Annotated in this window: 22 protein-coding genes; 15 read left to right on the forward strand and 7 right to left on the reverse strand. The window is 59.7% G+C overall.

Features of this window, described 5'->3' with window-relative positions; all coding sequences use genetic code 11:
• Positions 1-234 precede the first annotated feature (234 nt).
• On the reverse strand, positions 235-1551 hold the full coding sequence (locus AC193Q_RS25065; RefSeq protein ID WP_041064820.1) for a nucleotide sugar dehydrogenase: 1317 nt from the start codon (positions 1549-1551) through the stop codon (positions 235-237).
• An 810-nt stretch (positions 1552-2361) separates the two neighbouring features.
• Positions 2362-3141, reverse strand: coding sequence for a peroxide stress protein YaaA (gene yaaA / locus AC193Q_RS25070; RefSeq protein WP_182403914.1), 780 nt, complete (start codon positions 3139-3141; stop codon positions 2362-2364).
• Between the two features lie 298 nt (positions 3142-3439).
• On the opposite strand from yaaA, the gene AC193Q_RS25075 reads away from it, so the two are divergent.
• The 6 genes from AC193Q_RS25075 (at position 3440) to AC193Q_RS25100 (ending at position 8720) form a co-directional block, all read left to right on the forward strand.
• Positions 3440-4516, forward strand: coding sequence for a polysaccharide deacetylase family protein (locus AC193Q_RS25075; protein WP_483879648.1), 1077 nt, complete (start codon positions 3440-3442; stop codon positions 4514-4516).
• A 337-nt stretch (positions 4517-4853) separates the two neighbouring features.
• On the forward strand, positions 4854-6248 hold the full coding sequence (locus AC193Q_RS25080; protein WP_041064814.1) for a PhoH family protein: 1395 nt from the start codon (positions 4854-4856) through the stop codon (positions 6246-6248).
• Positions 6249-6504: 256 nt separating this feature from the next.
• Positions 6505-6978, forward strand: a complete 474-nt coding sequence (gene moaC / locus AC193Q_RS25085) for a cyclic pyranopterin monophosphate synthase MoaC (protein ID WP_007972660.1) — start codon at positions 6505-6507, stop codon at positions 6976-6978.
• Positions 6975-7217, forward strand: a complete 243-nt coding sequence (gene moaD, locus AC193Q_RS25090; protein ID WP_047292675.1) for a molybdopterin converting factor subunit 1 — start codon at positions 6975-6977, stop codon at positions 7215-7217. Before moaC ends, moaD begins: the two co-directional genes overlap by 4 nt.
• Before the next feature lie 3 nt (positions 7218-7220).
• Complete coding sequence (moaE, locus tag AC193Q_RS25095; protein WP_218441496.1) at positions 7221-7673, forward strand: molybdopterin synthase catalytic subunit MoaE; 453 nt, start codon at positions 7221-7223, stop codon at positions 7671-7673.
• A gap of 270 nt (positions 7674-7943) precedes the next feature.
• Positions 7944-8720, forward strand: a complete 777-nt coding sequence (locus AC193Q_RS25100; RefSeq protein WP_047292677.1) for an ABC transporter substrate-binding protein — start codon at positions 7944-7946, stop codon at positions 8718-8720.
• A gap of 124 nt (positions 8721-8844) precedes the next feature.
• Here AC193Q_RS25100 and AC193Q_RS25105 read toward each other — a convergent pair whose 3' ends face one another.
• From AC193Q_RS25105 to AC193Q_RS25125, 5 genes are all read right to left on the reverse strand, one after another.
• Positions 8845-9471, reverse strand: coding sequence for a helix-turn-helix transcriptional regulator (locus AC193Q_RS25105; RefSeq protein ID WP_047292678.1), 627 nt, complete (start codon positions 9469-9471; stop codon positions 8845-8847).
• 92 nt (positions 9472-9563) lie between these two features.
• Positions 9564-10691, reverse strand: coding sequence for an NAD(P)/FAD-dependent oxidoreductase (locus AC193Q_RS25110; protein ID WP_483878939.1), 1128 nt, complete (start codon positions 10689-10691; stop codon positions 9564-9566).
• Between the two features lie 135 nt (positions 10692-10826).
• Entirely contained in the window at positions 10827-11771 is a 945-nt protein-coding gene (locus tag AC193Q_RS25115) for an ornithine cyclodeaminase family protein (RefSeq protein WP_095667441.1), read from the reverse strand.
• A 136-nt stretch (positions 11772-11907) separates the two neighbouring features.
• Positions 11908-13380 carry an ATP-dependent RNA helicase RhlB gene (gene rhlB / locus AC193Q_RS25120; protein ID WP_047292683.1) on the reverse strand — a complete coding sequence of 491 codons (1473 nt, stop codon included), beginning with the start codon at positions 13378-13380 and terminating at the stop codon, positions 11908-11910.
• Between the two features lie 96 nt (positions 13381-13476).
• On the reverse strand, positions 13477-14133 hold the full coding sequence (locus AC193Q_RS25125) for an alpha/beta hydrolase (protein WP_483878940.1): 657 nt from the start codon (positions 14131-14133) through the stop codon (positions 13477-13479).
• A 468-nt stretch (positions 14134-14601) separates the two neighbouring features.
• Here AC193Q_RS25125 and AC193Q_RS25130 point away from each other — a divergent pair, with 468 nt between their 5' ends.
• From AC193Q_RS25130 to AC193Q_RS25170, 9 genes are all read left to right on the forward strand, one after another.
• Entirely contained in the window at positions 14602-15633 is a 1032-nt protein-coding gene (locus tag AC193Q_RS25130) for an amino acid ABC transporter substrate-binding protein (RefSeq protein WP_047292688.1), read from the forward strand.
• Between the two features lie 65 nt (positions 15634-15698).
• Complete coding sequence (locus AC193Q_RS25135; protein ID WP_047292689.1) at positions 15699-16880, forward strand: amino acid ABC transporter permease; 1182 nt, start codon at positions 15699-15701, stop codon at positions 16878-16880.
• Positions 16881-16890: 10 nt separating this feature from the next.
• Positions 16891-17988, forward strand: a complete 1098-nt coding sequence (locus tag AC193Q_RS25140) for an amino acid ABC transporter permease (protein WP_095667440.1) — start codon at positions 16891-16893, stop codon at positions 17986-17988.
• A 13-nt stretch (positions 17989-18001) separates the two neighbouring features.
• Entirely contained in the window at positions 18002-18766 is a 765-nt protein-coding gene (locus AC193Q_RS25145) for an amino acid ABC transporter ATP-binding protein (RefSeq protein ID WP_003221897.1), read from the forward strand.
• 233 nt (positions 18767-18999) lie between these two features.
• Entirely contained in the window at positions 19000-19659 is a 660-nt protein-coding gene (locus AC193Q_RS25150; protein ID WP_483878941.1) for a FadR/GntR family transcriptional regulator, read from the forward strand.
• Complete coding sequence (locus tag AC193Q_RS25155; protein WP_483878942.1) at positions 19649-20935, forward strand: CynX/NimT family MFS transporter; 1287 nt, start codon at positions 19649-19651, stop codon at positions 20933-20935. Before AC193Q_RS25150 ends, AC193Q_RS25155 begins: the two co-directional genes overlap by 11 nt.
• Positions 20936-21171: 236 nt before the next feature.
• Entirely contained in the window at positions 21172-21642 is a 471-nt protein-coding gene (locus AC193Q_RS25160; RefSeq protein ID WP_483878943.1) for a nuclear transport factor 2 family protein, read from the forward strand.
• A gap of 39 nt (positions 21643-21681) precedes the next feature.
• Entirely contained in the window at positions 21682-21984 is a 303-nt protein-coding gene (locus AC193Q_RS25165; protein ID WP_047292696.1) for a GIY-YIG nuclease family protein, read from the forward strand.
• An 84-nt stretch (positions 21985-22068) separates the two neighbouring features.
• Positions 22069-23004 (forward strand): glutathione S-transferase family protein, encoded by a 936-nt coding sequence (locus AC193Q_RS25170; protein ID WP_483878944.1) that lies wholly within the window; start codon positions 22069-22071, stop codon positions 23002-23004.
• Positions 23005-23087 lie beyond the last annotated feature (83 nt).

A 23087-nucleotide genomic window follows, 5' to 3' on the forward strand; every position in this document is an offset into this window, starting at 1 on the left:
GTCGGGTGGCCCGATGGGGTTAAGGCAGGCTTACAAAGAACTGCAATGTCACGTGCAATTCGGGCGAACCCTGTGTAGGAGCTGCCGAAGGCTGCGATCTTTTGATCTTTTCGGGTTCACTCAGGACTCAAGTGCGCCGGGTAAAGATCGCAGCCTGCGGCAGCTCCTACATTCCGGGATCACACATTGGTTGCGCGCCGCCTATGAGTTACGCGGCGGCGCGCAACGTCTGTGTTACCAGCAGATACCTTCAGTGCGAGTACCTGGGTTGGTGGCTTTGGCCATGAAGCCGACCAGGTCGATGACCTGTTTGCCTTGCGGAGCTTCCTGGGCCAGCGCGCGGAATTTCTCGTCGCGGTTGCCGAGGATGATCACGTCGGAGTTGTCGATCACCGAATCGAAGTCCGCGTTGAGCAGGGACGACACGTGCGGGATCTTCGACTCGATGTAGTCCTTGTTCGCGCCGTGAACACGGGCGTACTCGACGTTGCTGTCGTAGATGCTCAGGTCATAGCCCTTGCCGATCAGCATTTCGGCCAGTTCCACCAGCGGGCTTTCACGCAGGTCGTCGGTGCCGGCCTTGAAGCTCAGGCCGAGCAGGGCGACTTTGCGTTTGTCGTGGCTTTCAACGATGTCGAAGGCGTTCTGCACTTGCGATTCGTTGCTGCGCATCAGCGAGTTGAGCAGCGGTGCTTCGACGTCCAGCGAACCGGCGCGGTAGGTCAGGGCGCGTACGTCTTTGGGCAGGCACGAACCGCCGAAGGCGAAGCCAGGGCGCATGTAGTACTGGGACAGGTTGAGGGTCTTGTCCTGGCAGACCACGTCCATCACTTCACGGCCATCGACGCCGACCGCTTTGGCGATGTTGCCGATCTCGTTGGCGAAGGTGACCTTGGTTGCGTGCCAGACGTTGCAGGTGTACTTGATCATCTCGGCGACGGCGATGTCCTTGCGGATGATCGGCGCGTCGAGTTCTTCGTACAGCGATTGCAGAACGTCGCCCGAGGCCTTGTCGAACTCGCCGATGACGGTCATCGGTGGCAGGTCGTAGTCCTTGATCGCGGTGGATTCACGCAGGAATTCCGGGTTGACCGCGACGCCGAAATCGACACCGGCCTTCTTGCCCGAGCAGTCTTCGAGGATCGGGATGACCACGTTGGCGACGGTGCCCGGCAGCACGGTGCTGCGCACCACGATGGTGTGGCGGGTGGATTTTTCACGCAGTACGAAACCGATCTCGCGGCACACCGCCTCGATGTAGTTCAGTTCCAGGTCGCCGTTCTTCTTGCTCGGTGTACCGACGCAGATCATCGACAGGTCGGTGTCACGAATTGCTTCGGCGAAGTTGGTTGTACCGCGCAGACGACCGGTCTCGATACCCTGGGCCAGAAGTTCGCCCAGACCCGGTTCAACAATCGGCGACTTGCCGGCGTTGATCATGTCGATCTTGTCTTTGGCAACATCGACGCCAACCACGTCATGGCCCCGTGCAGACAGGCAACCGGCACATACTGCGCCAACGTAACCCAAACCAAATATGCTGATGCGCATCGCAAATACCTCTGTGTTTTATCAAGCCATTAGATGGCCGGAGTTAATGGTGTTCAGCGGTCATAGTGCACTCGAAAGTGCGGCAAACAGGCGCCACAATGCCGTGTGCAGGCATACTAAGTTCCGAGTGTCTAAATAAGTGCACTCAAGATGTGCGCAACTAGGCCTGGTTGTTATGACTTGCCCTGTTATGCAGCGGATCTTCTTGCTGGAAGACTCTCGTGCATGTTTTCAGTCCACCTGATGTCGGACGAAAAGCCCGTAGATCAAGCGGTTGGGTGCTCAGGCGAGCACGTTTACAGGGGCGCAGCCTTGGCCTTGTAGAGGATGTTTATGGTGCGTATCACCTATCCATCGTTAGTTGATCAGATGAGTGAACCATCTAGGCAAGTTGCTGTGACAACTTGGTTACATGGTTCTCCGCTCTGCGTAAGTTATCTCGTACAAACTCGGCGAGAATCGTTACCGGTGGTATGAGCTATGCATTTGGACATAGTTCCTACCCGCTCATCGCGAAATCTGAAATTTTTTGAAATATTGACAAAGATGGCACTGGTCTCAAATTGATAGCACTTTCGATTTGGCCCTTTATTAATCGGTGCGCAATCCAGCTAGATAGTTTTGTGCCACTACCGTAAAAAAATTTACGTGCCACTACTGAAAAAAAGTGCGGGTGTCGAGTGAAACTAAAATTAGAATCGGGTGGGACGATTTTATGGCGCCAATAAAACGGCGAAATGAGGCGGGGGATTTTTGACGTCGTGCGAGCTGCACGACTCCTTATAGAAAGAGTCGTGCATTGGGCATGCTTTATTCCGGGGCGTGGTCGCGCAGAAACACCAGATTGTCCGGTTTCGACTGCTCGGCGCTGTACTGATAACCCTGCACGTCGAACTGTTTGAGCAGGGCGGGATCATTGATTTTTTCCTGAATCACGAAACGGCTCATCAGCCCACGAGCCTTCTTCGCGTAGAAACTGATGATCTTGTACTGACCGTTCTTCAGGTCCTTGAACTCGGTGTTGATGATCCGCGCGTTCAGGGCGCTGCGCTTGACCGCCGAGAAGTACTCGTTGGACGCCAGGTTCAGCAGCACGTCGTCGCCTTGCTCGGCCAGCGCTTCGTTGAGCCATTCACTGATACGGGTGCCCCAGAACGCGTAGAGATCCTTGCCACGGGCGTTGGCCAGTTTGGTGCCCATTTCCAGACGGTACGGCTGCATCAGATCCAGCGGACGCAACAGACCATAGAGCCCGGAGAGCATGCGCAGGTGCTTTTGTGCGTAGTCGAACTGGGCTTCGCTGAAGGACTGGGCGTCGAGGCCGGTGTACACGTCACCTTTGAAGGCGAGCAGCGCCTGCTTGGCGTTTTCCGGGGTGAAGGCAGGCGTCCAGCTGCCGAAACGCGCGGCGTTGAGGCCGCCAATCTTGTCGGACACGTGCATCAGTTCGCTGATTTGTGCCGGGCTCAGTTCGCGCAGTTGCTGGATCAGCTCCTGGGAATGGTCGAGGTATTGCGGCTGGGTAAAGCGCTGGGTCGCCGGCGGTGTTTCGTAATCGAGGGTCTTGGCGGGGGAAATCACCATCAGCATGAAGTCGTCTCCTTTGATCGTGGGGGCGATTCTAGGGGGTTGGCCGGGTTGACTCCAGCTATCAAGCCCATAGGTGATCGATGGTGTGCTGGAAAAGATCGCAGCCTTCGGCAGCTCCTACAGGTTACGGTCGACTGTTGGCTGCCTTTGTAGGAGCTGCCGAAGGCTGCGATCTTTTGATCTTTCTTTTGATTGTCCTGCGGCCACCCGCGATATAGTGCCGCGCGGGTTTGGTTATGGAGACACCCCTTTGCGCATTGTTCTTTTATTCACGGCGTGGCTGATGAGCTGCGGGGCCATGGCGGCACCGGGCGATGTGGCGACGCTGGATCGCAGCACCTGGCCGGAGCAGCTCAGCAATCCGACGCTGTTCGACGTCGCCTCGCGCGCGGAAATCCTCATGTTCGCCCGGGGCCTGCTCGGCACCGAAGCGCTGGACGAGGCTGCGCTGGCCCAGCGTCTTGGCCTGCGCACGGTCAATGTCGACGCGATCAGCCGCCTGCGGCAGCGGCTCTGGGAACGTCTGTTGGCCAACTACAACTTCGCCCAGCAGAGCTGCGATCAGGATGCCTCGTTCTGCTTCCTCGTCGAAGACCTGCCGACCCTGCGCGAGCAGGCCGCCAAGTTCGTGGTCAGCGACGACAGTTATTACACCAAATGGGCCGAACCGAGCCGGTTGTTTCATCTGCAGTACCTGGACGAGCTGATGCGCAAGGCCGCACTGTCGCCGCAGACCAGCAGTGAAATCGATCGTTTCGGCGACTATGAACGCAGCGGCGACGAGATGCACGACCGGCTGTTTCTGCTGAGTTTCGACAGCGCCGCCAATCTGCAGCCGGACAACACCGACTGGATCGCCGACTACCTGCGCAAAGCCAATCTCAGCGGCACGTTCTTTCTGTTGGGCAAGGACGTGCAGGCGCGACTGGCGGATCGCTCAGTGAGCAATCTGCAATCGGAGTTCTCGAAACAGTGTGTCGGCGTGCAGGGTTGGGAGTTCCGTTCCCACAGCTATTGGCAGGACTGGCAGGACTCGGTGCGCCGCAGCGCCGATCTGGTGAAGAACAAGTTGCCGGAAAACTACGTGCCGCTGTTCCGCCCGCCGGAGGGACAGCGTCGTTCTGATGCTGGCAGCTTCTTGCGCAGTCAGGGCCTGCAAGTGGCGCTGTGGGACATCGATGCCCAGGATGGTGCCGGCAAGCTCAAGGGGGCGCAGAGCGCGCAGCGAGTGCTGACCCTGATGTTTTTATGGCGCCACGGGGTGATCAATTTCAACATGAAACAGGATGCGGTGAGGACCGCGTTGCCGTGGTTGATCACGCAGACTGCGCAAAGCGGCATCGGCTTTGAAGATTGTCAGGACGGGTTTCGCTAGTAAACGGAAAAAGCCCGGAAACATTGGGCTTTTGGCGATTTTTTCAGAGAATTCGATGCAGGCGGACTTCCGACTTTAGCGGGGTCTGCACGGTCCGCCAAGGGCTTTTCGTCACTCTGCAAAATAAACTTAAAAAAACCGTCAAAGTGCTTTTTTATGTCATGGGTTTTGGAGTATTACGAAGACAGACCGCCGAAACCTGCAACACAGGTGGCGTCTTCCAAGACTCCTTTTGTGTGCAGTTCATCCAGGCCCTCGTGGATGAATTCGGCAGTCACTTCGAGGCGCAGCACCGCCCAGGTATTGCGTCGAATGGCTCCCACAAAGGTGACCGAGTATGGATGATCACGGACGTAGCCCTTCTTCCAACCAGCCAATCCTTTATGTACTCGATACCAACGTATTGATTCACGATCCAAATGCCCTGCTGAATTTCGAAGAACACCACGTCGCGATCCCGATGACCGTGCTTGAGGAGCTGGACAAGCTCAAGAGCGGCCATCACAGCGTTGCTGCCGAATGCCGCCAGGCGATCCGCCTGATCGACAAGACCCTGGGCGATGCCTCCCCCGAGGACGTCGAGCTGGGCGTGCCGATCCAGCGCGGCAAGGGCGGGCCGAAAGGCTTGCTGTCAATTCTGATGAGCAAACAGGCCGAGTCGAACCTGATTCTGCCCGAGCACCTGAACGACAACAAAATCATCAACCAGTTGATCGACCTGCACACCCGTGATCCACAGAAGGCGGTGGTGCTGGTCACCAAAGACATCAACATGCGCCTCAAGGCGCGCGCCTGCGGCATCGATGCCGAGGACTACAGCACCGACCAACTGGTCGATGACGTGTCCCTGCTGCCCAACGGTTATCACAACATGACCGGCTCCTTCTGGGACCGCGTGAGCAAGGTCGATACCCGTCAGGATCACGGCCGCACCTGGCATCAGGTGCAGCTGATCGACAACCTGCCAGCGGTGCACATCAACGAGTTCATCATTGACGAACAAGGCTTTGTCGGCTGGATCAAGGAAATCCAGGAAGACAAGCTGCTGATCCTCGACCTGCACCAGGAACCGCTGCTGCACCAGGAAGCCTGGGGCCTCAAGCCGCGGGACATCTATCAGAGTCTGGCGCTCTACGCGCTGCTGGATCCGGACATTCATCTGGTCAACCTGTCGGGTGCGGCAGGTTCCGGTAAAACCATTCTGGCGCTGGCCGCGGCGATCGAGCAGACCATGGTCAGCAAGCGCTATCGCCGCATCATCGCGACCCGCAGCGTGCAGGGCCTGGACCAGGAAATCGGCTTCCTGCCCGGCACCGAAGCGGAAAAAATGGAGCCCTGGCTGGGCGCCATCACCGACAACCTCGAAGCTTTGCACATGGATGATGAAAACACCCATGGCAGCGTCGATTACATCCTCAGCAAAGTGCCGTTGCAGTTCAAATCGCTCAACTACATTCGCGGTCGCAGCTTCCAGCAGAGCCTGATCCTGATCGACGAATGCCAGAACCTTACGCCGCACCAGATGAAAACCATCATCACCCGGGCCGGCGCCGGTTCCAAAGTGGTGTGCCTGGGCAACCTGGCACAGATCGACACCCCTTACCTGTCCGCGACCAGCTCCGGGCTGACCTATCTGACCGAACGCTTCAAGGATTTCCCCAACGGGGTGCACATCACCCTGCAGGGCGTGCCACGCTCGATCCTGGCCGAATACGCCGAATCGCATCTGTAACCCTTCCAACAAAACCGGGCGGCCGCAAAGCCGCCCGGTTTTTTATGCCTGAACCACAATTCCATTGATTGATGCCAGCCTGATGAACACCACTGATCCACTGTAGGAGCTGCCGCAGGCTGCGATCTTTTGATCTTGTTTCTAAAAATCAAAGTCAAAAGATCGCAGCCTGCGGCAGCTCCTACACGAAGAATTCGTGGGTGCGGAAATTTGACCCACAGGTTTACAATCCACGCTCCTGATCAGGAGTAATCCCGTGCTGACTCATCTCGATTCCCAAGGTCGCGCCAACATGGTCGACGTCACCGAAAAAGCCGTGACATTCCGTGAGGCGACCGCCCAGGCGCTGGTGCGCATGCTGCCCGAAACCCTGCAGATGATCGTCAGCGGCGGCCACCCCAAGGGTGACGTGTTTGCCGTCGCTCGCATTGCCGGCATTCAGGCCGCGAAGAAAACCAGCGATCTGATCCCGTTGTGCCATCCGCTGATGCTCACCGGTGTCAAGGTCGAGCTCAGTGCTGAAGGCGACGACAGCGTTCGCATCGTCGCCCGCTGCAAGCTCTCCGGGCAGACCGGCGTGGAGATGGAGGCACTGACCGCTGCCAGCGTTGCCGCGCTGACCATTTACGACATGTGCAAAGCGGTGGACCGGGGCATGACCATCGAAAGCGTGCGTTTGCTGGAAAAGGTCGGCGGCAAGAGCGGGCATTTTCAGGCGGAGCAACCATGAAACTGACGGTTAAATTCTTTGCCCGTTACCGTGAAGCGCTGGGCGTGGACTCGGTCAAGGTCGAAGGCGATTTCGCCACGGTCGACGATGTCCGTACGCTGCTCGCGCAACGCGATGGCGCCGAGGTCTTGAGCGAGCAGAACCTGATGTGCGCGCGCAACGAAGACCTGTGCCAGCTCGACGAACCGGTGAGCGACGGCGACGAGGTGGCGTTCTTTCCCACCGTGACCGGAGGCTGACGGATGGCGATTCGTGTGCAGTCCACGGCGTTCGATCCCGGCGCTGAAGTCAACGCGATGCACGCGGCGAATGTCGGCGTTGGCGCGGTGGTGAGTTTTGTCGGCTACGTGCGCGACTTTAATGACGGGCTGGATGTGGCCGGCATGTTCCTCGAACACTATCCGGGCATGACCGAAAAAGCCCTTGGCAAGATCGCCATCGAGGCTGAGCAGCGCTGGCCGCTGCTGAAGCTGGAAGTGCTGCACCGCATCGGCGCGCTGGAGCCGGGCGAGCCGATTGTGTTTGTCGGCGCGGCCAGCGCCCATCGCCAGGCGGCATTCGACGCCTGCGCCTTTGTCATGGACTACCTGAAAACCCGCGCGCCGTTCTGGAAAAAAGAAAACACCAGCGATGGCCCGCGTTGGGTGGAAGGGCGTGACAGTGATCATGCTGCGGCGGATCGCTGGAAGAAGTAATTACTGCATCGCCCTCTAGTCAGTCATCGCTGGCAAGCCAGCTCCCACAGTGTTTTGTGTCATGCACATATTCATGTACACCTCTGAACCCTGTGGGAGATGGCTTGCCGGCGATTAGGCCATCCGCAACACCAAATACCTTTCTTCAGCTAATTGACGATTTGTACGTGCGAGTCCAATATGGATTTATAAGTACAAAAAAAGGCATTCCCCTTTCCAGCTCTTTTCTTCTGTCTTGCCAAACCAACAACAACCCGCGAGAGAACGAACATGAAGAAACTCCCCCTCATCACCGGTCTGGCCCTGAGCCTGTTGGCGTGCACCCATTCCTTTGCCGCTGAGAAAGCCCTGCGCATCGGCATTGAGGCCGCTTATCCACCGTTCGCCTCGAAAACCGACAAGGGCGAGATCGTCGGTTTCGACTACGACATCGGCAACGCCCTGTGTGCGCAGATGAAGGTCAAGTGCGTATGGGTCGAGGGTGAGTTCGATGGCCTGATCCCTTCGCTGAAAGTGAAGAAAATCGACATGGCGCTGTCGTCGATGACCATCAACGAAGACCGCAAGAAGTCGGTGGATTTCACCCACAAGTACTACTTCACTTCGTCGCGGCTGGTGATGAAGGAAGGCGCCACGGTCGATGACCAGTACGCCAGCCTCAAGGGCAAGACCGTCGGTGTGCAGCGTGCGACCACCACCGACCGGTATGCCACCGAGGTGTTCGAGCCCAAGGGCATCATCGTCAAGCGCTATGGCAATAACGAAGAAATCTACATGGACCTTGCAGCAGGGCGGCTCGATGCGATTTTTGCCGACACCATTCCGCTGACCGACTTCCTGTCGATGCCACGCGGCAAGGGTTACGCGTTTGTCGGGCCAGAACTGAAGGATCCGAAGTACGTGGGCGAAGGCGCGGGGATTGCGGTGCGCAAGGGCAATACCGAACTGGTCAGCCAGTTGAATACGGCCATCGACGGGATTCGTGCCAGCGGCGAATATCAGAAGATTTCCGAGAAGTATTTCAAGTCCGACATCTACGGCGACTGACAGTCCGCTATCGCTGGCAAGCCAGCTCCCACAGCGACCGAGTCGTGCACAGATTTTGTGTACACCCAAAAAACTGTGGGAGTTGGCTTGCCAGCGATGGGGCCGGAAATGCCAATGCAGATCTTCAGCCCTTCAATTCCTTCAAATGCTTGTACACCGTCGCCCGCCCCATGTTCAGCACGTTGGCCACATAGTTCGAGGCGCTCTTGCCCTTGAACGCGCCTTCGGCGTGCAGCGCCAGCACCAGTTCGCGCTTGTGGTCGCGAGTCAGCAGATTCAGGCTCAGCTGGCGCTCGCGCAGCCAGGCGTGGAGGAAGGTGTTGATGCGCTCCTGCCAGTCATCGCGAAACAGTGAATCCGGCTGCGGGATCAGTTTGCTCGGTGACAGGAACAGGTCCAGCGCAGCCTTGGCATTCTCGAACAACGAAATATTCAGGTTGATGCACAGCACCGCCAGTGGCCGCTCTTCGCTGTCGCGCAGCACCGTGCTCAGGCTGCGTATCTTCTGGCCGTCCCAATTGAGCTTTTCGTACGGACCGATGTTGCGCTCACTGACCTCCTCGCTGAGCATGTCTTCAAGCGATGAATCGTCGCCGATCTCGCGTTTGGACAAGTTGTTGGCGATGTAGTCGACCTTCTGCGTGCGCAAGTCGTGCAGCACCACTTCGGCGTGGGGAAAGAACAGCGTGGCGATGGCGTCGGCGATGGCGCGGAAATTATCCAGTGCCGGATCGAATTCGGGGGCGGTCATGTTTGTGGAGCTCCAGGCGGCGTCAACGCACCCGTGCACGGGGGCGCTGCGAGTGTGCCGCAATCCGTTGGGCGCGTCATCCGCCAAGGGTCTTAGCCGAGCCTTGCGAGGGAGAGCATGGCGCTGCTCAGGCCGAACTGCTGCAGATGTTCAGGCAAGGCTTCACCGCGTACCAATGCCGCACTGGCCTGGCCCATGGCCGGTGAGGTCTGAATACCGTAACCGCCTTGAGCCGCGACCCAGAACAGCCCGGGCACCTGCGGATCGAAACCGCTGAGCAGATCACCGTCGGCGACAAAACTGCGCAAACCGGCCCAGGTGCGGGTCGGGCGGCGGATGGTCAGGGTCGTGGCCTCTTCGATCTGGTAGATGCCCATGGCGATGTCCAGCTCTTCCGGCTGCACATCGTGGGGTTCGACCGGGTCGGCGTTGGCCGGCGAACCGAGGAACATCCCGGCGTCGGGCTTCATATAGAACGACTCATCGAGGCTGACCAGCATCGGCCAGCGATGAATGTCTACGCCCTCGGGACCGGCGAAAATGAACGCCGCGCGGCGCTTGGGTTGCAGGCCCAGCGCTTGTGCACCGGCCAGTGCGCCGATCTTGTCGGCCCAGGCGCCGGCGGCGTTGATGATGACCGGCGCGCTGAAGGTCTGACCGTTGGTCTGCACTTGCCACTGGCCGTCAGTGTCACGACGCAGGCCCAGCACTTCGCAATCGGTGTGCACCTGGCCGTTGTTGCGGCGGATACCGCGCAGGTAGCCCTGATGCAGGGCGTCGGTGTCGATGTCGCTGGCGGTCGGGTCGTAGATCGCGCCATGGACTTTTTCCCGACGCAGGATCGGCAGACGGGCACAGGCTTCATCGGCGCTGAGCAATTGCATCTCTGGCACCGTGGCTTTGGCGCTGAGGTACTGATTGTTCAGTTCGGCGGCGTCACCGGTGAAATCCACGGTCATTTCGCCGCGTGGCGTGAGCAATGGGTGCTCGCAAAAGCCGCTCGGCGGATGGTCGAAAAACTCACGGCTGGCCAGCGTCAGCGCGCGCACCTGCGGCGTGCCGTAGGCGGCGGTATAGAGCGCCGCAGAACGTCCGGTGGAGTGATAGGCCGGGTGTGATTCGCGTTCGAGCACGATCACTTTGGCGTGGCGCGACAGCCAGAAACCGGTGGAAGCGCCGGCAATCCCGCCGCCGATGATGATGAAATCTGCCTGGCTCATGAAATCTCCCAATTTATCTGGAATCCTGTAGGAGCTGACGAGTGAAACGAGGCTGCGATCTTTTGATCTTGTCTTTTGAAAATCAAAAGATCGCAGCCTCGTTTCACTCGTCAGCTCCTACAAGGGATCGAGGTGTCAGTGCTTGAGGTGATAAATAGCATTGGCCAGCGCAATGTCTTCCAGGCCCAGGCCGATTGAACGGAAGAACACGTGACGGTCGTAACCGGGGCGCTGCACTTTCTCGCTGAGCAGATCGGCCAGGTCGCCGATGATCAAATCCTTGTTCCAGCCATGCTGCTCGGCGGCGATCAGCATTTCACCCGCCGAGCCCGGCGTGGTCAGCCGATAGTCGCAGAACACCTGCATGTCGCCCAGAGTCTTTGGCGGTACTTCATGGGCGCGGGGGGCGTTGGTGCTGATCGAGGTGATCAGTGCCGGTTTGCTCAAGCTGGCCGGGTCGATGACCGGACCGGCAGATGACGTGCAGAGCATGATCACGTCGGCCTCGGCGAGGGCGGCTGCGCGGCTGTCGGCAATGTTCAACCCGGGGTAGATCTCTTTCAGCAGCGCCCGGGTTTCAGCGTCTTCAGACAGGCTCGGTGAGTACACGCTGATGCGCTGCCAGTCGCGCAGCCCTTTCACGTAATGCAGATGCGCCTGGGCAACCTTGCCGCTGCCGATGATCGCCAGTCGTGTGGCATTCAGCGGGGCGAGGGCATCGACAGCAACGGCGGTGGTCGCAGCGGTGCGTGCGGTGGTCAGTTCGCCGGCGTCGCACAGCAGCAGTGGCTGGCCGGTTTGCATCGACATCAACAGTGTCCACGCCGTCACCAGCGGCCCTTGTTCGCGGACGATGTACGGCGAGGTCTTGACCCCGTACACACCGTCCTCGGCCAGCACGCCCAGGTAGTTGATAAAGTCGCCGGCGCCCTGCGGGAACTCCACCAGTTGCTGCGCGGGTTGTACGGCGTGGCCGGCGGCAAGGTCGCGAAACAGTTTGCGCAGGATCTGCGGCACGTCAATGCGCGCCAGCAGCTCGCGGGCCTGGGTGTGGTCGATCACGTAGGGTGTACTGGACATGTCAGGCTCCGCGGTCTGGATATAAACTTATTTGTCCATTATGGACTTTTAGTTATCTATCGCAAGCGCCTGGTGAAAACGTCGGGCAAAAAAAAGCGCAGTCCGTTGCCGGCTGCGCTTTTTGCTTTCGGGTCGTTTACTGCGGCTGCGGACGCTTGCGTTCGACTGCGCGCAGCAGGTGCGTCGGCGGTGTTTCGCAGCTGATCTTGCGACCGAGCTTCTCTTCGATCGACGGCAACTGGTACGAGTCGTCCTCACCGGCGAAGCTGATCGACACGCCATCGGCGCCGGCGCGACCGGTACGGCCGATGCGGTGCACGTAATCGTCCGGGACTTCCGGGAGGGTGAAGTTGATCACGTGGCTGATGCCGTCGATGTGGATGCCACGACCGGCGACATCGGTGGCCACCAGCACGCGAATCTTGCCTTCGCGGAAGCCTTCCAGGGTCTTGATGCGCTTGTGCTGCGGCACGTCGCCGGACAGTTGCGCAGCGTTGATGCCGTCACGTACCAGACGCTCTTCGATGCGGCGCACTTCGTCCTTGCGGTTGGCGAAGACGATCACGCGCTCCCAGCCGTTGTCGTTGACCAGGTTGAACAGCAATTTGTACTTGTCCGCACCGGCTACCGCGTAGATGTGCTGCTCGACGTTTTCGTTGGCCACGTTGGTGACTTCGATTTCGACGATTGCCGGATCGGTGGTCCATTGCTTGGCCAGGTTCATCACGTCTTCGGTGAAGGTCGCGGAGAACAGCAGGGTCTGACGCTCGGACTTCGGCGGAGTCTGGCGAATGATCTGCCGCACTTGCGGGATAAAGCCCATGTCGAGCATGCGGTCGGCTTCGTCGAGCACCATCACTTCGACCATGTCCAGGTGCACGTCGCCGCGCTGGTTGAAGTCGAGCAGACGGCCCGGTGTGGCGACGAGGATGTCGCAGTGGCGTGCTTCGAGGTGCTTGAGCTGCTTGTCGAAGTCCATGCCGCCAACGAACGTCATCACGTTGAGGCCGGTGTACTTGGTCAGGTCGGCCGCATCCTTGGCGATCTGCACCACCAGCTCACGGGTCGGCGCGATGATCAGTGCGCGGGGTTCGCCCATGTAGCGTTCTTTCGGCGGCGGGGTCTGCAGCAGTTGGGTGATGATCGAGATCAGGAACGCGGCGGTCTTGCCGGTGCCGGTCTGCGCGCGGCCGATGGCGTCTTTGCCGGCGAGGGTGAAACCCAGCACCTGCGCCTGGATCGGCGTGCAGTACGGGAAGCCCAGGTCCTGGATGGCGTGCATCAGTTCCGGAGCCAGTTTGAAATCGTGGAAGCGGGTTTTGCCCTCCTGTGGCTCGACGACGAAGTCTTCGAGTTTCCAGGGGATGACCGGTGCCTTGGGCTTCGGTTCGCGGCGCGGACGGGCCGGTTTCGGCGCTTCGGCGCGGGCAGGTTCGGCGGCGCTGGCGGGTTTCGGCTCGGGCTTGGGTGTCGCTACCGGAGCCGGACGTTCAACCTTGGGCGCTTCACTGCGAGGGCCGGGGGCGTGCGACGGCGCACTGGGGACTGGCGCGAGCTGCTCAGCCTCGCTTTTACCGAACATTTTCTTGAGTGCTTTGAGCACGGTCATCTCATCAATTGGTTAAGGAATGTACGCCGGCCAGTGTAATGCAAGAAGCGGGCTCGGCGTAGTGGGATGATCAAAGGGACGTTCGAACTGAAACGATCAACGCAGGTGTTCACCCAGCCAGACCCCGATGTCGCGAATTTCTTCGGGTAACACTTCGTGCTCCATTGGGTATTCCTGCCATGTCACGGTGACACCATGCTTCACCAAATGCTCATAGGCGCTGCGCCCCATCGAGTTCTGCACCACGCCGTCGAATTGACCGTGCAGGCACAGCGCTGGAATGCGCTGCTGACTGGCTGAAAGCTCCATCTCGTGAGTGAAGGTCGGGGCATAGGTGGACAGGGCGAGTACACCACCCAACGGGCCTTGCCACTTTATATAAGCGGTGTGCAGCACAACGGCGCCACCCTGGGAAAACCCGGCGAGAAAAATCCGCGAGGCGTCTATTCCGCTGGCGCGCTCCTTTTCGATCAATTCGATGATGCGATCCGCCGACGCTTCCAACTGCTCACGGTCAATCGACCGCGCCGGACTCATTGCTTTTATGTCGTACCAGCTCGGCATCGCGTAACCGCCGTTGATGGTGACGGGCAGGGTTGGCGCTTGCGGCAATACGAAGCGCGTACTCAGCAGGCTTTCCTGCAGCGCTTCAGCCACTGGCAGGAAGTCATAGCGATCCGCGCCGAGACCGTGCAGCCAGATCACACAGGCGTCTGCGGGCTTTTGGGGTTGAAGAATCAGGGGCTCGTGCATGGCTGCTCCAAAAATGTGCGGGCGCTCTCAATAAGTGCGTGATTTGCGTGCGCGCCCGGTCGATCCGTTAACAAGATGTCGCAAGGCTACAAGTTTTGCTATTGACCTGTCGCGCAACCGCTTCAGCAAGCGGTGTGGTACGGGCTTTGCTATGGAGGATTCTGTATGAAGCGTCCTACGCCTTGCGGTAACACTATCAGTGTACGTCGTGCGAAGGGATTGCAAAGAATCCGGTGATGGATGTTCGCCAATGGCCGCTACGGGCAACGCGAACGTGAAAGGGCTACAGCCCGTTCGGCCGACTGGTGAGAAGTGAGTTGTCCATGATGTGGATTTTCTCCTACTAGACTCATAGCGAAGGTCTTACGTCGGTTGACCCCAAAAAAAGCCAACACGGGTCAACAACGCCTCAAAAGGGTGCGACTGGACTCAAGCTCCGACACAACAAGAGCAAAACTGGAGGTTTGAATGAAGATGTTGAAATCCACTCTGGCGGTCGTGACTGCTGCAGCAGTACTCGGCGTCAGCGGGTTCGCTCAGGCGGGTGCAACCCTGGATGCCGTGCAGAAGAAAGGTTTCGTGCAATGCGGCGTGAGCGACGGTCTGCCGGGTTTCTCGGTGCCGGACGCTTCGGGCAAGATTCTCGGGATCGACGCTGACGTTTGCCGCGCTGTGGCCGCTGCCGTGTTCGGCGACGCCAACAAGGTCAAGTTCAGCCAGTTGAACGCCAAGGAGCGCTTCACCGCGCTGCAGTCCGGCGAAATCGACCTGCTCTCGCGCAACACTACCATGACCAGCTCGCGTGACGCCGGCATGGGCCTGAAATTCCCGGGCTTCATCACTTACTACGACGGCGTGGGCTTCCTGGCCAACAACAAGCTGGGCGTGAAAAGTGCCAAGGAACTGGACGGTGCAACCATCTGCATCCAGGCCGGTACCACCACCGAACTGAACGTCTCCGACTACTTCCGCGCCAACGGCCTGAAGTACACCCCGATCACCTTCGACACCTCCGATGAAAGCGCCAAGTCGCTGGAATCCGGTCGTTGCGACGTGCTGACCTCCGACAAGTCGCAGCTGTACGCACAGCGCAGCAAGCTGGCCTCGCCAAAAGACTACGTGGTACTGCCGGAAACCATCTCCAAAGAACCACTGGGCCCGGTCGTGCGTAATGGCGACGACGAGTGGCTGGCGATCGTTCGCTGGGTTGGCTACGCGCTGCTGAACGCCGAAGAAGCCGGCGTGACCTCGAAAAACGTGCTGGAAGAAGCCAAATCCACCAAGAACCCGGACGTTGCTCGTCTGCTGGGCGCTGACGGTGAATACGGCAAGGACCTGAAACTGCCGAAGGACTGGGTTGTGAAAATCGTTTCGCAGGTCGGTAACTACGGTGAAATCTTCGAGAAAAACCTCGGCAAGAGCACTCCGCTGGAAATCGACCGTGGCCTGAACGCGCTGTGGACCAACGGCGGCATTCAGTACGCACCACCAGTGCGCTAATGGTTCTATCACCCGGCGGGCCAACCGCCGGGTGATGTTCTGTTCCATTTTTTCCGGGGCACTTCATGCAAAATTCAATCGGCGCACCAAAGCAGAGGTTCAGCCTCAGCGATCCGCGAGTGCGTGCGTGGCTGTTTCAGATCATCACTGTCGTGGCGGTGGTCGCCATGGGCTGGTATCTGTTTGATAACACCCAGACCAACCTTCAACACCGGGGCATCACGTCCGGTTTCGACTTTCTCGAGCGCAGTGCCGGGTTCGGCATCGCTCAACACCTGATCTCCTACACCGAAGCGGACAGTTACGCGCGGGTGTTCGTGATCGGCCTGCTCAATACGCTGCTGGTGACCTTCATCGGCGTGATCCTGGCGACCCTGCTGGGCTTCATCATCGGTGTGGCGCGGCTGTCGCCGAACTGGATCATCAGCAAACTGGCGACCGTGTATGTGGAAGTGTTCCGCAACATTCCGCCGCTGCTGCAGATCCTGTTCTGGTACTTCGCGGTGTTCCTGACCATGCCGGGACCGCGTAACAGCCACAACTTCGGTGACACCTTCTTTGTCAGCAGCCGGGGCCTGAACATGCCGGCCGCGCAGATGGCTGACGGCTTCTGGGCATTCTTCATCAGCGTGGTGCTGGCCATCGTCGCCATCGTGCTGATGTGCCGCTGGGCCAACAAGCGATTCGAAGACACCGGCGAACCATTCCACAAGTTCTGGACCGGCCTGGCGATCCTGCTGGTGATCCCGACCTTGTGCACGCTGATCTTCGGTGCACCCCTGCACTGGGAAATGCCGCAACTCAAGGGCTTCAACTTCGTCGGCGGCTGGGTGCTGATCCCGGAACTGCTCGCCTTGACCCTGGCGTTGACTGTGTACACCGCAGCATTCATCGCGGAAATCGTCCGTTCCGGGATCAAGTCGGTCAGCCATGGCCAGACCGAAGCGGCGCGTTCGCTCGGCTTGCGTAACGGCCCGACCCTGCGCAAGGTGATCATTCCGCAAGCCCTGCGGGTGATCATTCCGCCGCTGACCAGCCAATACCTGAACCTGGCGAAGAACTCGTCGCTGGCCGCCGGTATCGGTTATCCGGAAATGGTTTCGCTGTTCGCCGGTACCGTGCTCAACCAGACCGGTCAGGCGATCGAAGTCATTGCCATCACCATGAGCGTGTACCTGGCGATCAGTATCAGCATTTCCCTGCTGATGAACTGGTACAACAAGCGCATTGCGCTGATCGAGCGGTGAGGAAACGCGCATGACAACCCATACTTTCAAACCCGACATGCCACCGCCGGCCAAGGTTTTTGGCCCGATGGCATGGATACGCGCCAACATGTTCTCCAGCTGGCTCAACACCCTGCTGACCCTGTTTGCGTTTTACCTGATCTATCTCGTCGTGCCGCCAATCCTCAGCTGGGCGATCCTCGACGCCAACTGGGTCGGCACCACCCGCGCCGACTGCACCAAGGACGGCGCCTGCTGGGTGTTCATTCAGCAGCGTTTCGGCCAGTTCATGTACGGCTACTACCCGGTGGAACTGCGCTGGCGTGTAGACCTGACCGTGTGGCTGGCAGTGCTCGGCGTGGCGCCGCTGTTCATCTCGCGCTTCCCGCGCAAAGCGGTGTACGGCCTGAGCTTCCTGGTGATCTACCCGATCGTTGCCTGGTGCCTGCTGCACGGCGGCGTGTTCGGCCTCGACACTGTGGCGACCAGTCAGTGGGGCGGTCTGATGCTGACCCTGGTGATCGCCACCGTCGGTATCGCCGGCGCGTTGCCGCTGGGGATCATTCTGGCATTGGGCCGTCGCTCGAACATGCCGGCGATTCGCGTGGTCTGCGTGACGTTCATCGAGTTCTGGCGTGGCGTGCCGTTGATCACGGTGCTGTTCATGTCCTCGGTGATGCTGCCGCTGTTCCTGCCCGAGGGCATGAACTTCGACAAGCTGCTGCGGGCGCTGATCGGGGTGATTCTGTTCCAGTCGGCCTACGTCGCCGAGGTGGTGCGCGGCGGTCTGCAAGCGATCCCCAAAGGGCAGTACGAAGCGGCTGCGGCGATGGGCCTCGGTTACTGGCGAGCCATGGGTCTGGTGATTCTGCCGCAAGCCCTGAAGCTGGTGATCCCGGGCATCGTCAACACCTTCATTGCGCTGTTCAAGGACACTAGCCTTGTGATCATCATCGGCCTGTTCGACCTGCTCAACAGCGTCAAGCAAGCCGCTGCCGATCCGAAATGGCTGGGCATGGCCACCGAAGGCTACGTGTTCGCCGCCCTGGTGTTCTGGATTTTCTGTTTTGGTATGTCGCGCTATTCCATGCATCTGGAACGCAAGCTCGACACTGGCCACAAGCGTTAGGAGTTCTTTGTAAATGAGCGAAGCAATCAAAAAGCCTGTGGGCCCTGAAGGCATTATCCAGATGCAGGGCGTGAACAAGTGGTACGGCCAGTTCCACGTGCTCAAGGACATCAACCTCAACGTCAAACAGGGCGAGCGTATCGTTCTGTGCGGCCCGTCGGGTTCCGGCAAATCGACCACCATCCGCTGCCTCAATCGCCTGGAAGAACACCAGCAGGGCCGCATCGTGGTTGATGGCGTGGAGCTGACCAACGACCTCAAGCAGATCGAAGCGATCCGCCGCGAAGTCGGCATGGTGTTCCAGCACTTCAACCTGTTCCCGCACCTGACCATCCTGCAGAACTGCACGCTGGCGCCGATGTGGGTGCGCAAGATGCCCAAGCGCAAGGCCGAGGAAATCGCCATGCATTACCTGGAGCGTGTACGCATCCCGGAGCAGGCGCATAAATTCCCGGGGCAGTTGTCCGGCGGTCAGCAACAGCGTGTAGCGATCGCCCGCGCGCTGTGCATGAAACCGAAAATCATGCTGTTCGACGAACCGACTTCGGCACTCGACCCGGAGATGGTGAAAGAGGTGCTCGACACCATGATCGGCCTCGCCGAAGACGGCATGACCATGCTCTGCGTGACCCACGAAATGGGCTTCGCCCGCACCGTGGCCAACCGGGTGATCTTCATGGACAAAGGCGAAATCGTCGAGCAGGCAGCGCCCAACGACTTCTTCGACAACCCGCAGAATGACCGCACCAAACTGTTCCTGAGTCAGATCCTGCATTGATCCCAAGCGGACGTGCAAACCAAACCCGGCCCTGTGCCGGGTTTTCTTTTGCCGCGATTTTCATTTTTCCCCTGTAGAAGCTGCCGCAGGCTGCGATCTTTTGATGTTGATCGTTAAACACAAGATCAAAAGATCGCAGCCTGCGGCAGCTCCTACACGGGGTTGTATGAACCCGGCCAGCTGACTAAGATGTCAGAAAATTCATCCTATGATTGGATGAAAGGGCGAATTTCATGACAGACACCTCACCTTTGATCAAGCGATCCCTGGTCGATCAGGCCCTGGATCAGTTGCGCCAACGCATCACCGATGGCGTGTGGCAGGTTGGCGAACGGCTGCCCACCGAGCCTGAGCTGTGCGCCGAACTGGGCATCAGCCGCAACACCGTGCGTGAAGCCATGCGCGTGCTGGCGTTTTCCGGGTTGATTGAAATCCGGCAGGGCGACGGCAGTTATTTGCGCGCGGTGGTGGATCCGATGGACACGCTCAAGGCGTTGTCCCGTTGCTCGCTGGAGCAGGCGCGGGAAACCCGCCACATCCTCGAAGTCGAGGCGATTGGTCTGGCCGCGCTGCGTCGTACCGATGAGGATCTGGTCGCACTGCGCGAGGCACTTGGCGCCAGTGGCAGTCATTACCACGGTGATCTCGACACTTACATTGCCTGCGATCTGGTGTTCCACCGCCGTCTGGTGGACGCCGCGCACAACCCCACCCTCAGCGAGTTGTATCGCTATTTCTCCAGCATCGTCGGCGCGCAATTGCGCCAGACGCTGAACATCGTCCCGCGCCGTCAGGAAGTGTTCGACCTGCACATCGAGTTGCTCGATGCCGTCGAACAACGCGACCCGGAACGGGCCAAAGCCATATCGAGGCAGTTGATCAATGAACCTTGAAAGCGAGAAAAACTTTTCAACCCCCAAGCGCACGGCGGAGCTCGAAGAGCTGCTGATCGATGCCGAGGCTGACGACGAACAAGTACAGCAAAGCCATCCGCTGGTGCGTCGGCCGTGGCTGTTGCTGCTGGGGCTGATTCTGGTGGCGCTCAACTTGCGCCCGGCACTGTCGAGCATGGCGCCGTTGCTCAGCGAAGTGTCGAAAAGCCTTGGCCTGTCTGCGGCGCAGGCCGGTCTGCTGACCACGCTGCCGGTGTTGTGCCTCGGTTTGTTCGCACCGCTGGCGCCGATTCTGGCGCGGCGTTTCGGCGCTGAACGGGTGGTGCTGGGGATTCTGCTGACCCTGGCCGCCGGGATCATTGTGCGCAGCAACTTCGGTGAGATCGGGCTGTTTGCAGGTAGCGTGCTTGGTGGCGCGAGCATCGGCATCATCGGTGTATTGCTGCCGGGCATTGTCAAACGCGACTTCGCCAGACACGCCGGAACCATGACCGGCGTGTACACCATGGCGCTGTGCCTGGGCGCGGCAATGGCAGCGGGTTCGACTGTGCCGTTGAGCGAGCACTTTGATAACAGCTGGGCACTGGGCCTGGGCTTCTGGGTGATTCCGGCGCTGGTGGCGGCGCTGTTCTGGCTGCCGCAAGTCGGGCAGAAACACGGCGCGCACAACGTTGCCTATCGGGTGCGTGGGCTGCTGCGCGATCCGCTGGCGTGGCAAGTTACCTTGTACATGGGCCTGCAATCGTCGCTGGCGTACATCGTGTTCGGCTGGTTGCCGTCGATCCTGATCGGTCGTGGTCTGACTCCGACCCAGGCCGGCCTGGTGCTGTCCGGCTCGGTGATCATCCAGCTCGCCAGCTCCCTCGCGGCGCCGTGGCTGGCGACCCGGGGCAAGGATCAGCGTCTGGCGATCGTGGTGGTGATGGCGCTGACCCTCGGCGGTCTGTTCGGTTGCCTGTATGCGCCGATTGAAGGGCTGTGGGGCTGGGCGATTCTGTTGGGGCTGGGGCAGGGCGGTACGTTCAGTCTGGCGCTGACCCTGATCGTGCTGCGCTCGCGGGACTCGCATGTGGCAGCGAACCTGTCGAGCATGTCCCAGGGCTTCGGCTACACCCTGGCGTCGATGGGGCCGTTCGCCGTCGGCGTGGTGCATGACTGGACTGGCGGCTGGAATGCCGTGGGCTGGATTTTCGGCATCATCGGCACCGGTGCGATCGTTGCCGGCCTTGGTGCCGGCCGGGCGCTGTACGTGCAAGTGCAAAGCGAAAAGATCTGACGCGTAACCCTTTTTTGGGGCCAGTGATATCCCATGTGTGAGCGAGCCTGCTCGCGAAGACAATGGTTCAGGCACCGATCATGTTGAATGTGCCGGCTTCTTCGCGAGCAGGCTCGCTCCCACAGTTTTTGCGGTGCTTTAAATCTTGCGTGGTATTCGCTTTGCGAATGCCGATAGTGTTTCTGCGATTTGCAGCTTATCGTGCTGGCAATCTGTCCATTTCCCGGAGTTTGCCCATGAGCGAAGCCCACGCCGCCCTGATCACCCGCTTCTACCAGGCCTTCCAGCGCCTCGACGCCGAGGCCATGGCCGCGTGCTACACCGATGACGTGGTGTTCAGCGATCCGGCCTTCGGCGAGTTGCGCGGGCGCGATGCCGGGGACATGTGGCGCATGCTCACCACTCGCGCCAAGGACTTCTCCCTGACCTTCGACAATGTCCGCGCCGACGAGCGCAGCGGTGGCGCGCACTGGGTGGCGACGTATCTGTTCAGCCAGACCGGCAACGTGGTGATTAACGATATTCAGGCGCGCTTCGTCTTTCGTGACGGCAAGATCTGCGAGCATCACGATCACTTCGACCTGTGGCGCTGGTCGCGTCAGGCGTTGGGTTTCAAGGGCTTGCTGCTGGGCTGGACATCGCTGGTGCGCAATGCCGTTCGCGCACAGGCGCTGAAAGGGCTGAAGGCATTTCAGGCCGGTCGCTGATAAGATCGCGGCCTGTTTCCTGCACGTCCAGATCCCGAAGTGACCAGCCTCAGCGAAAAACCGGTTGATGTTGTCGAACCCGTGAGCAAATCCTGGTTCGTCTATCTCGTGCGCGCGGCCAACGGCTCGCTGTATTGCGGGATCAGCGACGATCCGGTGCGGCGCTTTGCCAAGCATCAGAGCGGCAAGGGCGCGCGCTTCTTCCTGTCCAGCCCGGCGATGGCGCTGGTCTACACCGAACGTTGCCGCGACAAGAGCGATGCGTTGCGCCAGGAACGCTTGATCAAGAAGCTGCGCAAAAGCGCCAAGGAATGCCTGGTCGCGTCTTATCAATCTGACTGATCGGTTCCCATCAGCCAGATCTGTAGGCTGCTAATCAAATGCACGCTAAGCTGCCGATTCACTTTCTGTGCGGCGGAGCCGAGCATGTCCGAGTTGATTCTGCATCATTACCCGACCTCTCCATTTGCCGAAAAGGCTCGCCTGCTGTTGGGCTTCAAAGGCTTGTCCTGGCGCTCGGTGCACATCTCGCCGGTGATGCCCAAGCCGGATCTGACCGCGCTGACTGGCGGCTACCGCAAGACTCCGGTGTTGCAGGTCGGCGCCGACATCTATTGCGACACCTCGTTGATCGCCCGTCGCCTGGAGCAGGAAAAAGCCCTGCCGGCGTTTTTTCCGGAAGGTCAGGAAATGATCAGTGTCAGCTTCGCGGCATGGGCCGATTCGGTGGTGTTCCAGCATGCGGTCAGCCTGGTGTTCCAGCCAGAATCGGTGGCGGTGCGTTTCGGCAAGTTGCCGCCGGAAGCGATCAAGGCGTTCATGGCTGACCGTGCCGGTCTGTTCAGTGGTGGCAGCGCCACGCGGTTGCCGGCCGAACAGGCCAAACACCAATGGCCAACGATCATGTCGCGCCTGGAGCAGCAGTTGCAGCGCGAGCAGGGCGACTTTCTGTTCGGTGAGCCGTCGATTGCCGACTTCGCCCTGGCGCATCCGCTATGGTTCCTCAAGGCGACGCACGTCACTGCGCCGTTGGTCGATGAATATCCGGCCGTGACGGCCTGGCTTGGGCGTGTGCTGGGCTTTGGCCATGGCGCCGCGAGCGAAATGAGCGCCGAGGAGGCGCTGCAAGTGGCGCGCACCTCGACGCCGGCGGCGTTGCCGGATGAGCAGTTTGTCGATCCGAACGGGTTCACGGCCGGGCAGCAGGTGGCGATTGCTGCCATTGACTACGGGGTGGATCCGGTGGAAGGCGAGTTGCTGTTTGCTGGCCGCGAAGAGCTGATCCTGCGCCGCGAAGACCCGCGTGGCGGCGTGGTGCACGTGCACTTCCCGCGCTTTGGTTTCCGCATCGAAGCCCGCTAAAAGCAAAAGATCGCAGCCTCCGGCAGCTCCCACACCGATCTCATGTAGGAGCTGCCGAAGGCTGCGATCTTTTGATCTTGATC

Source organism: Pseudomonas sp. F2, assembly GCF_057174385.1.

Bases quoted from the DNA above. Each gene is read 5' to 3' on its own strand.
- AC193Q_RS25065 (WP_041064820.1), bottom strand. From the start codon at position 1,551: ATGCGCATCAGCATATTTGGTTTGGGTTACGTTGGCGCAGTATGTGCC.
- yaaA (WP_182403914.1), bottom strand. From the start codon at position 3,141: ATGCTGATGGTGATTTCCCCCGCCAAGACCCTCGATTACGAAACACCG.
- AC193Q_RS25075 (WP_483879648.1), top strand. From the start codon at position 3,440: ATGGCGGCACCGGGCGATGTGGCGACGCTGGATCGCAGCACCTGGCCG.
- AC193Q_RS25080 (WP_041064814.1), top strand. From the start codon at position 4,854: ATGGATGATCACGGACGTAGCCCTTCTTCCAACCAGCCAATCCTTTAT.
- moaD (WP_047292675.1), top strand. From the start codon at position 6,975: ATGAAACTGACGGTTAAATTCTTTGCCCGTTACCGTGAAGCGCTGGGC.
- moaE (WP_218441496.1), top strand. From the start codon at position 7,221: ATGGCGATTCGTGTGCAGTCCACGGCGTTCGATCCCGGCGCTGAAGTC.
- AC193Q_RS25100 (WP_047292677.1), top strand. From the start codon at position 7,944: ATGAAGAAACTCCCCCTCATCACCGGTCTGGCCCTGAGCCTGTTGGCG.
- AC193Q_RS25105 (WP_047292678.1), bottom strand. From the start codon at position 9,471: ATGACCGCCCCCGAATTCGATCCGGCACTGGATAATTTCCGCGCCATC.
- AC193Q_RS25110 (WP_483878939.1), bottom strand. From the start codon at position 10,691: ATGAGCCAGGCAGATTTCATCATCATCGGCGGCGGGATTGCCGGCGCT.
- AC193Q_RS25115 (WP_095667441.1), bottom strand. From the start codon at position 11,771: ATGTCCAGTACACCCTACGTGATCGACCACACCCAGGCCCGCGAGCTG.
- rhlB (WP_047292683.1), bottom strand. From the start codon at position 13,380: ATGACCGTGCTCAAAGCACTCAAGAAAATGTTCGGTAAAAGCGAGGCT.
- AC193Q_RS25125 (WP_483878940.1), bottom strand. From the start codon at position 14,133: ATGCACGAGCCCCTGATTCTTCAACCCCAAAAGCCCGCAGACGCCTGT.
- AC193Q_RS25130 (WP_047292688.1), top strand. From the start codon at position 14,602: ATGAAGATGTTGAAATCCACTCTGGCGGTCGTGACTGCTGCAGCAGTA.
- AC193Q_RS25135 (WP_047292689.1), top strand. From the start codon at position 15,699: ATGCAAAATTCAATCGGCGCACCAAAGCAGAGGTTCAGCCTCAGCGAT.
- AC193Q_RS25140 (WP_095667440.1), top strand. From the start codon at position 16,891: ATGACAACCCATACTTTCAAACCCGACATGCCACCGCCGGCCAAGGTT.
- AC193Q_RS25145 (WP_003221897.1), top strand. From the start codon at position 18,002: ATGAGCGAAGCAATCAAAAAGCCTGTGGGCCCTGAAGGCATTATCCAG.
- AC193Q_RS25150 (WP_483878941.1), top strand. From the start codon at position 19,000: ATGACAGACACCTCACCTTTGATCAAGCGATCCCTGGTCGATCAGGCC.
- AC193Q_RS25155 (WP_483878942.1), top strand. From the start codon at position 19,649: ATGAACCTTGAAAGCGAGAAAAACTTTTCAACCCCCAAGCGCACGGCG.
- AC193Q_RS25160 (WP_483878943.1), top strand. From the start codon at position 21,172: ATGAGCGAAGCCCACGCCGCCCTGATCACCCGCTTCTACCAGGCCTTC.
- AC193Q_RS25170 (WP_483878944.1), top strand. From the start codon at position 22,069: ATGTCCGAGTTGATTCTGCATCATTACCCGACCTCTCCATTTGCCGAA.